Source organism: Actinokineospora sp. PR83 (assembly GCF_021056305.1).
GTDB lineage: Bacteria > Actinomycetota > Actinomycetes > Mycobacteriales > Pseudonocardiaceae > Actinokineospora > Actinokineospora spheciospongiae.
Genome location: NZ_JAJCXD010000010.1, coordinates 68,119 through 80,352, shown reverse-complemented (window position 1 = coordinate 80,352; position 12,234 = coordinate 68,119). Strand labels below are relative to the sequence as shown.

General features: G+C 73.8%; 13 protein-coding genes and 2 tRNA genes. 3 read left to right on the top strand and 12 right to left on the bottom strand.

Annotated elements, in window-relative coordinates:
- Positions 1-86: 86 nt before the first annotated feature.
- The 3 genes from L6E12_RS03245 to L6E12_RS03235 all read left to right on the top strand — a co-directional run bounded on the left by L6E12_RS03245 (position 87) and on the right by L6E12_RS03235 (position 2,098).
- A complete protein-coding gene (locus L6E12_RS03245) occupies positions 87-1,829 on the top strand; it encodes a phosphatidylglycerol lysyltransferase domain-containing protein (RefSeq protein ID WP_374201830.1) in 1,743 nt (580 codons plus the stop codon).
- 68 nt (positions 1,830-1,897) lie between these two features.
- Positions 1,898-1,987, top strand: a tRNA-Ser gene (locus L6E12_RS03240).
- Between the two features lie 35 nt (positions 1,988-2,022).
- Positions 2,023-2,098 (top strand) — tRNA-Arg (locus L6E12_RS03235).
- A gap of 222 nt (positions 2,099-2,320) precedes the next feature.
- On the opposite strand, the gene L6E12_RS03230 is transcribed toward L6E12_RS03235, so the two are convergent.
- Genes L6E12_RS03230 through L6E12_RS03175 form a run of 12 tightly spaced genes read right to left on the bottom strand, consistent with a single transcriptional unit; the run spans position 2,321 to position 12,206 of the window.
- On the bottom strand, positions 2,321-2,845 hold the full coding sequence (locus L6E12_RS03230) for a DUF3995 domain-containing protein (RefSeq protein WP_236226365.1): 525 nt from the start codon (positions 2,843-2,845) through the stop codon (positions 2,321-2,323).
- On the bottom strand, positions 2,842-3,411 hold the full coding sequence (locus L6E12_RS03225; protein WP_236226364.1) for a hypothetical protein: 570 nt from the start codon (positions 3,409-3,411) through the stop codon (positions 2,842-2,844). The genes L6E12_RS03230 and L6E12_RS03225 overlap by 4 nt, the downstream gene beginning before the upstream one ends.
- On the bottom strand, positions 3,365-4,630 hold the full coding sequence (locus L6E12_RS03220; protein WP_308074006.1) for a methylaspartate mutase: 1,266 nt from the start codon (positions 4,628-4,630) through the stop codon (positions 3,365-3,367). The genes L6E12_RS03225 and L6E12_RS03220 overlap by 47 nt, the downstream gene beginning before the upstream one ends.
- Positions 4,627-5,070, bottom strand: coding sequence for a cobalamin B12-binding domain-containing protein (locus L6E12_RS03215; RefSeq protein ID WP_236226363.1), 444 nt, complete (start codon positions 5,068-5,070; stop codon positions 4,627-4,629). Before L6E12_RS03215 ends, L6E12_RS03220 begins: the two co-directional genes overlap by 4 nt.
- On the bottom strand, positions 5,070-5,816 hold the full coding sequence (locus L6E12_RS03210; protein ID WP_236226362.1) for a 2-hydroxychromene-2-carboxylate isomerase: 747 nt from the start codon (positions 5,814-5,816) through the stop codon (positions 5,070-5,072). Before L6E12_RS03210 ends, L6E12_RS03215 begins: the two co-directional genes overlap by 1 nt.
- Positions 5,816-6,799, bottom strand: a complete 984-nt coding sequence (locus tag L6E12_RS03205) for a thioesterase family protein (RefSeq protein ID WP_236226361.1) — start codon at positions 6,797-6,799, stop codon at positions 5,816-5,818. Before L6E12_RS03205 ends, L6E12_RS03210 begins: the two co-directional genes overlap by 1 nt.
- Positions 6,796-7,626: an alpha/beta fold hydrolase gene (locus tag L6E12_RS03200; RefSeq protein WP_236226360.1), complete on the bottom strand. Its 831-nt coding sequence runs from the start codon at positions 7,624-7,626 to the stop codon at positions 6,796-6,798. The genes L6E12_RS03205 and L6E12_RS03200 overlap by 4 nt, the downstream gene beginning before the upstream one ends.
- Positions 7,623-8,444 (bottom strand): beta-ketoacyl synthase N-terminal-like domain-containing protein, encoded by an 822-nt coding sequence (locus L6E12_RS03195; protein WP_236226359.1) that lies wholly within the window; start codon positions 8,442-8,444, stop codon positions 7,623-7,625. Before L6E12_RS03195 ends, L6E12_RS03200 begins: the two co-directional genes overlap by 4 nt.
- The gene (locus L6E12_RS03190) at positions 8,444-9,574 is read right to left on the bottom strand and encodes a beta-ketoacyl synthase N-terminal-like domain-containing protein (protein WP_236226358.1); all 1,131 of its coding nucleotides are present in this window, start codon (positions 9,572-9,574) and stop codon (positions 8,444-8,446) included. The genes L6E12_RS03195 and L6E12_RS03190 overlap by 1 nt, the downstream gene beginning before the upstream one ends.
- Positions 9,549-10,739, bottom strand: coding sequence for a beta-ketoacyl synthase N-terminal-like domain-containing protein (locus L6E12_RS03185; RefSeq protein ID WP_236226357.1), 1,191 nt, complete (start codon positions 10,737-10,739; stop codon positions 9,549-9,551). Before L6E12_RS03185 ends, L6E12_RS03190 begins: the two co-directional genes overlap by 26 nt.
- Positions 10,736-11,944: a beta-ketoacyl synthase gene (locus tag L6E12_RS03180; RefSeq protein ID WP_236226356.1), complete on the bottom strand. Its 1,209-nt coding sequence runs from the start codon at positions 11,942-11,944 to the stop codon at positions 10,736-10,738. The genes L6E12_RS03185 and L6E12_RS03180 overlap by 4 nt, the downstream gene beginning before the upstream one ends.
- Before the next feature lies 1 nt (position 11,945).
- Positions 11,946-12,206 (bottom strand): acyl carrier protein, encoded by a 261-nt coding sequence (locus L6E12_RS03175; protein WP_236226355.1) that lies wholly within the window; start codon positions 12,204-12,206, stop codon positions 11,946-11,948.
- Between the last annotated feature and the right edge of the window lie 28 nt (positions 12,207-12,234).

The window sequence follows — 12,234 nt, the reverse complement described above, 5'->3', positions numbered from 1 at the left end:
CCTCCTTCTGGGTGTGGCAAGCGCGACTCTAATGCGGCGACCCGGCCCGCGGAGTGTTCACCGCAGCCACAGGACCGGGGTCCGGCATGGGCGTGGACACTGTTGCCGTGGTTGACGAGGCGAGCGGCCGCCGGTGGCTGCCCAGCGGTGAGACGACGGTGCGGCTGCTGACGTGGTCGGCCCGGTTGGTGGGCCTGCTGGCCGTGCTGTCGGTGCTCCTGCCCGCCGGTGGCCGCAGGCCGCTGCGCGCCGCCGTGGGCCGCTGGCTCGACCTGCCGGAGGGCGCGGGCATCGCCGCCGGGACCGTCGTGCTGGCCAGCGGTGTGCTGCTGTGGCTGCTGGCGAACGCCCTGCGCAGGCGCAAGCGGCGGGCCTGGCAGGTGGCCGTGGTGGTCACCGCGACCATCGCCGTGGCCCACCTGGCCTGGCGCCACGGCATCGGCTCCGGGGTCACCGCGCTCGGCCTGTGCATCGCCCTGCTCGCCACCCGCAAGCACTTCACCGCGGGTGTCGACCCGGTCTACGGCAAGTGGCGGGCCGTCCGCGTCGCCGTGGAACTGCTCCTCGCCGGTTTCCTGGCGGTCTTCACCATGCTGCGCGGCGCCCCCAGCCGCCTCACCGGCGGGGCCGACCTGACCGACACGGCGGCCCACTCGCTGCTGGCGCTCATCGGCGTCACCGGCCCGGTCCACCCGGTGGCCTGGCTGGACGACCTCACCGCCGCCACCGGCCTGGTCTTCGGCGTCGGCGCGGTCCTGCTCGGCGCCTACTACCTGCTGCGCTCAGCCGAACCCAAACCCGGCCTCGCCCCCGACGACGAGACCGCCCTGCGCGCCCTGCTGGCCAAGCGCGGTCGCGACGACTCCCTGGGCTACTTCGCCCTGCGCCGGGACAAGTCCGTCGTGTTCTCCCCCACGGGCAAGTCGGCGGTCCCCTTCCGGGTCCTCGCGGGCGTGGCCCTCGCCTCCGGCGACCCGCTGGGCGACATCGAGGCCTGGCCCGGCGCCATCGAGCGCTTCCTCGCCGAGTGCCGCGCGCACGCCTGGACCCCCGCCGCCATCGGCTGCTCCGAACGCGGGGCCACGGTCTGGACCCGCTACGACCTCGACGCCATCGAACTCGGCGACGAGGCCATCGTCGACGTCCCCACCTTCAGCCTCGACGGCCGAGCCATGCGCGGCGTCCGCCAGGCGGTCGCCAAGCTCAAGCGCGCGGGCTACGAGGTCACCGTCCGCCGCTGCGCCGACATCCCCGAGGGCGAGCGCGAGGCCCTGGCCACCCTGGCGGAGAAGTGGCGCGGCACCGAGACCGAACGCGGCTTCTCCATGGCCCTCTCCCGCGTCTGCGACCCGCAAGACCCCGACTGCGTCCTGGTCACCGCCACCCGGGAGGGCGAGGTCGCAGGCCTCCTCCAATTCGTCCCCTGGGGCCCCGACGGCCTCTCCCTCGACCTCATGCGCCGAGACCGATCAGTGGGCGACAACGGCCTCAACGAACTGATGATCACCGACCTGCTCACCTCCTGCCGAGCCCTGGGCATCGACCGCGTCTCCCTCAACTTCGCCGTCTTCCGAGCCGCCCTCGAACGCGGCGGCCGCATCGGAGCGGGTCCGGTCGCCCGCCTCTGGGCCCGCGCCCTCAAACTCGGCTCCCGCTGGTGGCAGATCGAAACCCTCTACCGCTTCAACGCCAAGTTCTCCCCAGACTGGGCCCCCCGCTTCCTCGTCTTCCCCGCCGTCCGCGACCTCCCCCGCGTCGCACTGGCCGCCATGGAGGCCGAGGGCTTCGGAGGCCGCCCACCTGCGCTTTTGCGCGCCCTCAACCGTTAAGAGGGGGGCGTTTTGCCACCCGCCGGAGGACCTGTGTAGTCTCTTCTCTCGAGCGGCCTGGGGCCCCGGGAGGCTTCGCCTAGTCTGGTCTATGGCGCCGCACTGCTAATGCGGTTGGGGTTAACTGCCCCTCCCGGGTTCAAATCCCGGAGCCTCCGCTGTACACCTGGTCCGCTGGGTGACAACTGAACACGCACCCGTAGCTCAACGGATAGAGCATCTGACTACGGATCAGAAGGTTAGGGGTTCGAATCCCTTCGGGTGCACCACACGAAACCGCAGCGAGACCTCGTCTCGCTGCGGTTTCGTCTCTGTCCGGGCATTGTCACCTCCGCTTGCTCTCGCAGTCGGACCTCTCTGGGTGCCCGAGCGTTTCCTGGATGACCTTCAGGTCGGCCTTGTGTGCCTGTGGCGCCACCGTGGCTCACCTGGAGACGCCAAAAGGGCCAGGCCCGGGATGGGCCTGACCCTTTTCGCTGTTCGGAGTGCGTTCAGACCGTGCGCGTCGCCTTCGCGTAGTGCGCCGTGGCGATGCCGAGGAGGACACCCCAGACCACGAAGTACGGGTCCCAGAGGAACAGGTGCCAGTAGAAGGCGTACCAGTCGGTCGAGGCCGGGGCGTCGATCACGCCGACGACCACCAGCAGCTCGGTGACGACGATGGCGCCGCCGTAGCCGATCAGCAGCACGGTGCCGCCCCAACCGCCGAGCAGCATCAGCCACCGCGGGAAGACGCGGCCCCAGCGCTGGATGAGGGCGAGGGCGAACACCATGCCCGCGACCTTCATCACCACCGCGGCCCAGGCCAGGGCCGAGGCCGCCGCGTCGCCGCTGTGCACCAGGTCGGCGATGGCGCCGCCGACGGTGTCGATGCCGAGCGTGCCGCCCAGTGCCCAGTACAGGCTGACGAGTGCGAAGACCGCCGCCCACCAGAACGACGCCCAAGCGGCCCAGGTCTTCTGGTGACCCACCCCGGTCCGCTCCCGGGCCCCCGCCGTGTTCACCATCGTGGTCATCCCTTCTCCGTTCGGGCCAGTCCCGCACGCGTGTCGACGCCCCTGAGGATGTCACGGCGGATCACCCCGCTGCCCGCGCGGACCAGCAGCCAGTAGCGGCGGAAGGCGCGGCGGGCGGTGTCGTCGGTGGCGGTGACCCTGGTCTCGGTCTTGAGCAGCGTGCCGCCGGACTGGCCGCACAGCGTGAAGTTCATCGCGACCTTGGTCCAGCCCGGTTCGGCGAACCGGCGGAACGCGCACAGGTCGCCCCGGGTGATGTCCGGGCGGGTCGGCTTCATCGAGGCGTAGCGGGCGATGTCGCCCATGAGCAGCTCGCGCGGTGGGTCGGCGTGCATGGTGCGCGGCGCCATGCCCTGCAGCACCCGCACCCGGTCCAGCTCCGGCATGGGCTTGAGCCAGGCCCGCGGTCCCCCGCGCAACCTGGTCAGGAACGCCGTCAGCGGCAGGTCGGCCGCCCGTAACTCGTCCAACGCCGCCCACACCGCCCCCGGTGAGGCGTTGATCCAGCGCTCGTGACGCTCACGCTGGTCCCAGTGCGGCAGCACGCGGTCGATCGCCCAGTACACGGCGGTCCTCCTCCATCGAGTCGTAGTGGCGCTGGACGCGGCCCAGGGCCTCCAGCAGTCCGGTGCTGGACAGGCGCGGGGCCCTGGCGACCCCGGCGCGGTCGATCGGCATCCCCCCGACCGAGGACCAGCGCAGCCTGCCGTCGGTGTCGAGGTGGCTGCGGGCCCGGCCCGCGTTGTCCGCGTGCAGGCAGAACGGGACGTCCAGGACCCCGGCCGCGAACGCGCGGACGAGGGCGTGGCCGACGTCGTCGTCGAGGTCGAGGACGGCCTCGACCAGGGCGGTGGCCTCGGCCAGCAGACCGGTGTCGGCGGGCGGGCCGGGGTCGGGGGTGGTCGTCGCGGCGACGGCGGCGGCCAGTTCCAGGGCCGCGACGTTCTCGGCGATGGTCGGGATGCGGTGCGCCTCGGCCTCGGTCTTGACGATCAGCCGGGACGCCCCGCCGCGCACGGCCAGCACGGCGGCGTCGGCCATCAGCGCGCGGGCGCCGTGGCCGGTGCGCGGGTAGACGCCCATGTAGGCGTAGAGCACGACGTGCCAGGTCACGTCGGGCAGGAAGCGGGCGGCGAGCGCGCGCAGGGCGTGCAGTGCCTCCAGGTCCTGGTCGGGGCTGGTCTGCTGGGTCAGGCTCAGCGACACGTCGCGGACCCCGTGCGCGCGGAAGAACACCGCCTCCAGCACCGACAGCGCGACCAGCAGCCCGGGTGGGCACAGCTGGCCGAGCATGCAGCCGCCGAAGGTTTCCAGGTGCGCGTCGGTCCCCGCCTCCGACAGCGCCCGCACGCAGGCGGCCCAGCTCGGCACCGACCGGCTCAGCGGGACCCGGCTGTAGGGCAGGCAGTAGGAGACCGGGCCGCCCTCGGTGGCGGCGAGGCCGAGCCCGGCCATCGCGGCGAACACCGGTTCCGGCAGGGCGGACCCGTGCCGGACCTGGACCGGGAACGCGGCGGCGGCGAGCACGTCCGCCGTCGCGCGGGGGTCGGCGGTGGCGATCGGGTACCCGTTGAGCGGGGTGCCCGACGCACCGGCCCGGCGGGCGGCGGCGAGGTCGCCGACGCGGGTGTAGCTGTCGACGGTGATGGTGCCGACCGTGGTGGCCCTGGCGTCGCGGGTGGCCAGCAGGCCCGCGCGCATCGCGGCCGGGTCGGCGAAGCCCATCCTGGGCTGCACGACGAGCGAGCCCGCCGCGCGCACCGCCGCGCCGAACCCGGGGATCACCGGGCACCCACCGGGGCGGGCTCCAGCGCGGCGCGCAGGGTGCCGATGAGGTGCTCCGGTCCGGCGTCGTCCTGGAACACCGCGGTGAACCCGGCGCGCAGCAGGTGTTCGGCGGTGGCCGGGTCCGGCCCGGACACCCCGAGCTTGCCGCCGATGACGACCGGCAGGTCCGCGGCGAACGGGTGGGACCGCAGCGCGGTGACCAGCCGGGCGCCGTCGACGCGGCCGTGGCCGTTGACGGTGGAGATGACCACCGCGTCCGGCCGCCGCTGCCCCACCTCGGCGATCAGCAGCCCGTCGGGGACGCAGGCGCCGAGGTTCACCACCTGGTGCCCGGCCTCCTCCAGCAGCAACTGGAGGAAGACCAGGTTCCAGGTGTGCGAGTCCGAGGACACGCTGGACAGCAGCACCAGCGGCACCCGGCGGGCCACGCCGCCCATCAGCCGCAGCCGCCCGCGGTGTCGCGGTCGAGGGCGCCGACCGCGGCGAGGACGGGCTCGGGCAGACCGGCCAGCGGTTCGGCGGCGGGGGCGGTGACCGCGCGGCGGGCACGCAGCTCGGGCAGCGCGGGTTCGAGCAGTTCCAGGAACGCGTCGAGGCGGTCGAGGCCCCAGAACCGGTGCGTGCCCCACTTGAAGTACGGCACGCCGAACACGTCGTCGTTGTACATCGCCATGAGCGCGTCGACGCCCCTGGCGCGCACGGCCGGGTCGTCCGCGGCACCGAGCAGCGGCTCGACGGGCAGACCGGCGTCGGCGAGCACGCCGCGCAGCACCGCCGGGTCGCAGATGTCCTCGCCGCGCTCCCAGCGGGCGGCCATCACCGCCCGGTAGTAGTCGTCCTGCACACCGAGGTCCCCGGCGACGATCCAGGCCAGGTGCGGCAGCTCCCACACCGGGGCCACGTCGATCGGCCACTTCATCCGGTACCCGAACCCGGCGGCCAACCGCTTGGTGTCGTTGAGGATGTAGAGGTGCTTGGCCTTGCTCATCGCGACGTAGTGGAACTCGCCGCCGCGTTCGGCCAGCAGCGCTCCCGACCGCTCGTCCGGCTCGTAGAACGGGATGAAGTCGATCAGCTCGCGGGCGTCGGGGACGCGTTCGAGCAGGCGGCGCACGGCCATCCAGCTGAACGGGCTGCGCAGCGAGAAGTACAGCTTCGGCGCGGCCTTGGGCAGCTTCGCCATCACGCCTCCCCGAACAGCTTCGCGCGGGTCTGCTCGTCGATGGAGGCCACCGTCCCGGCCAGCTCGCCGCGGCTGTAGGCGTAGCCGTGCATGATCGTGCCGGTCGCGGTGCGCACCAGCTCGTCGCCGCGCTGGACGTAGTGGTCCACAGTGGCCGTGTACGAGATGTCCTTGATCATGTCCTGGATGCGGAAGACCGTGTGCACGACCTCCTCCATGTACGCGTCGGCGACCATGCGCACCTTGGCGCGCGACACGACCGGGATCCACGCGCGTTCGCGCAGGATCGTGCCGATCTGCAGGCCGCGGGCGCGCAGGAAGCGGTCGGTGGCCTCCTCCACCGCCCGGACGTAGCCGGAGTGCTGGAGGCGGTCGGAGAAGTGGCAGTAGAAGTACGGGATCTGCCACGACCACAGGAAGGCGTTGGAGCCCTCCGGGGTGAGCACGTCCTCGACGGTCTGGCCGGGGGCGATGGTCAGCGGCTCCTCGCCCGCGTCGGCGAGGCCGGACACGCCGTCGACGACGTAGGGCGCGACGGCGGCCGGGGCGGGCTCGTAGGCGGGGGCGTGCTCCTCGCGGACGAGGGCGACGCGCAGCTTGCCCTTGAGCGCCAGGTGCCGCTCGTCGCCGCGCAGCAGGATGAGCTGGGCGGTCAGCGCGAGGCCGTAGCCGGGCTTCTGCCGGGGCGCGAGGTCGACGACGACCTCGACCTCGTCGTCGACCTCCAGCAGGTGCGGGAGCTGCGCGGAGAACTCGACGATCTCCAAGCCGAGGCCGTGGGACTGGTAGAGGGAACGGGCGCCGAGGCCGCGCTCGCGGAAGTACTGGAGCACCCCCTCCTCGACCAGGTACATGAAGTGCTTGAACCCGATCCAGGTGCGGATGTTGGCGCCCTCGTAGCGGGGGCGGTCCACGCGGACGGCGGCGGGGCCCTCCAGCAGGGAGTCGGCCGGGGTGGTCGGGTCGGGCAGCAGCGCGGTCATCGGGTGGGTCCTCCGACTGGGTGGGGGCACGGCTGGGTGTCCGGGATCGGGACGCCCAGGAAGGGGGCGATCTCGGCGGCCACCTCGGCGGCCTGATCGATGTGGCAGAAGTGGCCGTAGTGCGCGCGCAGCACGACCGTGGCGGCCGGGAAGTCGCGGGCCAGGCCCTGGGCGCGGTACCCGGCCAGTGCCGGGTCGGCGGGCCCGCCCAGCACGAGGGTGGGGACCTCGACCCCGGCCAGGTCGAGCCGCCCGGAGGCGGCGAAGGTGCGGTAGAACACGGGGAACGCGCGCGGGACGAGGTGGGCGCTGAGCCCGTCGGCCATGACCCGCAGCAGGTCCGGTCCGACCCGCTCGCCGCGGCCGCCGAGGCGCACCCGCAGGCCGTCGCGGACGGTCACGTCGAGCGCGGCGACCGACTCGGCCCGCAGGGTGTCGTCGTCGGCGTGCTCGGACGGCCGGTAGGAGGGGGCGATGAGGACGGCGCGGCCGGGGCGCAGCCCGTCGGCCAGCGCCTCCAGCGCCGCGTTGGCGCCGAAGGAGTGCGCCAGCAGCACGTCGACCGGTTCGCCGAGCGCGGCGGCGGTCTCCGCGAGCCACTGGCCGGGGCTGCCGTCCTCGCGCCAGGTGTAGTCGTTGCCCGAGCGCCACGGCGGGTCGACGGCCACGACCCGGAACCGGTCGGCGAGCAGCCGGGCCAGCGGGGTCCAGCCGCGCCAGCCGTCCTCGATGCCGTGGACGGCGAGCACCAGCGGCCCGCGGTCGCCGAGCCGCCGCGCGGGGCGGTCCCCGGCGGGGTGCGGCGACCACGGGTCGGTGCGGTTCATCCGACCCCGACCCCCGCCAGCTCGCGGGCGGACACCGGGCTCAGCGTGACGGAGGCGAACCCGTCCGCGGCGGCCCCGCACGCGGCGACGACGTCGGTGCCGGTCCCGGCCGCGACCACCGAGCCGACGGCGACCTGCAGGACGCCCTCGGCGCCGTAGGTCTCGCCGACGGCGGACAGGTCGAGCCCGCGGACGCGGTGGCGGCCGCGGCGGACGCCGCCGAGGAGCACGGCTTCCCCACCGGTGTGGGGCGTCAGGACCACGCAGGCCGCCGCGGCGCGCAGCCCCGGCACCAGGCCGGTGGCGATGTCGTCGTCGGGTTCGACGCCGACGACCACGGCGCGGTGGGTGCGCCCGGAGCGGACCAGCAGCGCGCCGAGGCGCACCGCGTCGAGCCCGGCGGTCGCCCCGCTGCACACCATCAGGTTCGGGCCGGTGAAGCCGTAGCGGATGGCGATGGTGGAGGCGATGACGTTGCTGGAGGCGTTGGGGGCCTCCAGCGGCGACACCCCGCCCCCGGCGCGGGCCGAGTCGACCATCGCGCAGACCGTCGCGGCGTTGCCCAGGTTGGAGGCGACGACGACGGCGGTGCCCGCGGCGCCGGGCAGCGGGCTGGTCTGCTTGCCGTGCAGCCCGAACGCCTCGTGCACCGCGCACAGCGCGAGCCGGGTGGCGGGCTCCTTGGCCAGCAGCCCCTTGCGGCCCAGAACGGTGTGGGCGTCGTGGGCGCCGACGGCGGGCTCGGCCGGGGAGCCGGGGAGCTGTTGGGCGGTGAGGCCGGGCACGTGGGCGCTCCGGCCGGTGATCGCGACTCGCATCAGACCTCCACCAGGGTGACGGCGTTGACGCCGCCGAAGCCGAAAGCGTTGACCTGCGCCACCGAACCGGTGGTGGCGCAGGGTTCGCCGATGACCAGGCGCAGCCCCTCGGCCTCGGGGATCGGGGTGCGCAGGCCCACCACGGGCGGGACGGTGCCGGTGCGCAGCGCCCGGACCGCGACCAGCAGGCTCATCAGGGCGGCGCCGCCGGAGGTGTGCCCGGTGGCGCCCTTGATCCCGGTGACCAGCAGGCCATCGGGGGCCGCCGAGCCGAAGACCTCGGTGAGGGCGGCGGACTCGGTCGGGTCGTTGAGCGCGGTGCCGGTGGCGTGCGCGACGACCAGGTCGATGTCGCCGGGCAGCCTGCCCGCGCGGGAGTGCGCGTCGCGGACCGCGGCGACCACCCCGTCGGGGTGCGGGGCGGTCTCGTGGAAGGCGTCGCAGGCCATGCCGACGCTGAGCACGCGGGCCAGCGGGTCCGCGGACTCCCGCTGGATGACCACGGCGACCGCGCCCTCGCCGAGCAGCACACCGCGCCGGTCGACCTCGAACGGCTGGACCCGCTCGGACGGCTCGACCGCGACCCGGCCGATGACCGCGAGCATGGACTCGGTCATCCCGTCGCAGCCCGCGACGACGACGGCGTCCGCCTCGTCGAGGGCCAGCATGTCCATGCCGAGGCCGAGCGCGAAACCGCTGGCGGAGCAGGCGTTGGACAGGGTCAGCACCTCGGTCGCGCCGGGCAGCACCGAGCGCACGGCGGCGCCGAAGTGCAGGTCCGCCGCGGCGAAGGGCACGCCGTCGGCGTGCGAGCGCTCCAGGCCGCGCAGCTCGCGCAGCCCGGTGCCGACGAGCACGGCCACGCGCCGGCGGTCGGTGTCGAGACCGGCCTGGGCGACCGCGTCGGCGATCACCGCGGCCAGCCAGGAGCCGACGTCGCCGTCGACCGAGTCCGGCACGTGGTAGCCGTGCGCGACCCCGACGGCGGCCGGGTCGACGTGGCGCAGCGGGCCGAGCCCGGCGCGCCCGTCGAGCAGGGCGGAGAAGGTCTGGTCGGCGTCGCCGAGGGAGCACAGCATGGCCCCACCGGTGATCACCACCGGGTCAGCAGGCGTCGCGGTCACGGCCACGCCACCCCCTCAGCACCGCGGCGCCGACGACCCCGTCCGGGGTGCGCGAGGTGACCACGCTGACCCGGCCGTCCAGCGCCGCGTCACCGCGGTGGCGGGCGAGCACGGCGGCGAACTGCAGCGCGTTGGAGGCGCTGGCCGCCTCGCCTGCCAGGGCCTTGACCCGGATGCGCTCTGGGCCGGTGCCCAGCACGGTGGTGATGGCGGCGTCCTCGTACCCGTCGCGGACGGGCATCCCGTTCTCGGCGGACGCGACGGCCCAGACGTCCTCGGGCCGCACCCCCGCCCGCTCGACCGCCCGGGTGATCACCCTGGCCAGCGTCGGGGAGAAGTCGCTGCCGGGGGTGGTCTCGTCCTCGGGCAGGTGGGTGCCGACCTCGATCGCCAGCACCTCCGCGTCGGGCTGCCTGCCCTCGGCGCGCACGCGCTCGGCGTCCTCGACGACGAACACCGCGGCGCCCTCCCCGGCGGCCAGCGTGCCGCCGTGCTCGCGCATGGCGAACTCGGTGGCCCACGCCGACTGCGGGCAGTACTCCTCGGTGGCGCCGACGAGCAGCACGTCCACCCGGCCCAGCGCGATCTGGCCGCGGGCGTAGCGCAGCGCCGAGAGCGCGGCGACCTGCCCACCGGCGACGGTCGCGTTGACCCCGCGCATCTTGTACCGGATCGCCGCCTGGCCCGCGGAGGCGTTCATCACCGCGTTGGGGAAGATCAGCGGGTTGACCAGGTACGGCTTGTCCTCGACGTAGGTGGCCCTGCTGTAGTCGCTGGTCGACTTGACGCTGCCCGCGGTCGTGCCAAGGGCGATGCCGACCCGCTGGGTGTTGGTCTCGTCCACGACGAGCCCGGCGTCGGCGATGGCCTGCCCGCAGGCGACCAGGGCGAGCGCGGTGGAGCGGTCGAGGAACGAGGTCCCCTTGCGCCCCAGGTGGTCCTTGGCGGAGAAGTCGGTCACCGCGAACCCGTCGGGGCGCGGTAACTCCTCCTCGAACATCTCGCTGACATCGGCTGGTCCGGGCCCGCCTGCGGCCAGGCCCGAGGTGAACGCGGCGGCGCCGGTGCCCAGCGGGCTGACGACGCCCCAGCCGGTGATGGCCAGCACGGCGGTGCCGCTGACGTTCCCGCTGCCGCCGTGCCCCGCGGGGGCGGTGGCTGGTGCGCTCATGAGTACCGTCCGAAGATCGTGATGGCGTTGTTGCCGCCGAAGGCGAACCCGTTGACCTGCGCGACCCGCACCGGCTGGTACCTGGCCTCGTTCGGCACCGGGTCGATCGCGGGCAGCGCCGGGTCGAGGGTCTCGAAGTTGGTCGTGGGCGGCAGGAACGACTCGTGGATGCCGAGCACGGACGCGATCGCGCTGAAGCCGCTGGCCGCGCCCATGGTGTGGCCCAGCATCGACTTCACCGAGCTGATCGGCGGCGGTGCGCCGTCGAACGCCTCGTGCACCGCGGTCGCCTCGGCCAGGTCGTTGGCCGGGGTGCCGGTGCCGTGCGCGCAGATGTAGTCCACCTCGGCGGCGTCGATGCCCGCGTTGCGGTGCGCCTGCTTGATGCAGGCCACGATGCTGTCCTTGTTCGGCGCGGTCATGTGGTGGGCGTCGCAGTTGAGCCCGTAGCCCAGCACCTCGGCGTAGATCCGGGCACCGCGGGCCAGCGCGGAGTCCAGCGATTCCAGGAACAGCGCCGCCCCGCCCTCGCCGACGAGGATGCCGGTGCGGTCGCGGTCGAACGGGCGGCAGTACCGCTCGGCGACCGCGCCCAGCCGGTAGAACCCGGCGTGCGACCAGCGCTCGACGGAGTCGGCGCCGCCCGCGACGACGTAGTCCGCCTCGCCGGTGTGGATCTGGTCGTAGGCGTGCCCGACGGCGTAGTTCGACGCCGAGCACGCGGTGGACAGGGTCAGGGCCTCGCCGCTGAGCCCCAGCTCCCGGTTGACGGCGACCGCCAACCGGGAGCCGGGCACGTGCGCGACCCTGGCGCGGTCGACCCCGCCGAACCCCGTGGTCAGCGAGTCCTCGGTCAGCTGCTCGAGGACCTGGGACTCACCGCCCGTGGTGCCCATGCAGGAGCCCGCCGCGGCGCGGGACAGCTCCGTCGGGTCGATCCCGGCGTCGCGGACCGCCAGCCGGGCGGCCGCCGCGGCGAACAGGCTGGTGCGGCCCCAGTCCTGCGGGGAGATCCGCTCCAGCAGCGCCTTGGGGTCGAAGTCGGAGACCTCGCCCGCCATGGTGTGCGGGAACCCGGTGGTGTCGAACGCGGTGATCGGGGAGATCCCGCTGCGACCGGTGCGCAGGCCCTCGCCGAACGCGCCCACCCCGGTCCCGATGCTCGACACCGGTCCGAGGCCGGTGATGACGACTCGACGGGACACGTCAGGCCTGCCAGCCCGCGTACTTGGCCACCACGGTGTAGACCGCGGTCAGGTTGACCATGTTCGGCAGCTCGGACTGCGGGATGTCGACCTTGAACTTCTTCTCGATGCGGGCCAGGATCTCGATCGCGCGCAGCGAGTCGGCGTCGTGGTCCTCGGCGAAGTCGCTGGTGTCGGTGATCTCGTCGTCCTCGATTTCGAGCACCTCGACGGCGATCTCGCGCAGGTCGTCCATGTACTCGGTGTTCACGGCGGTGGTCATGCCGGGGGTTCCTCTCGGGTGACGGGGT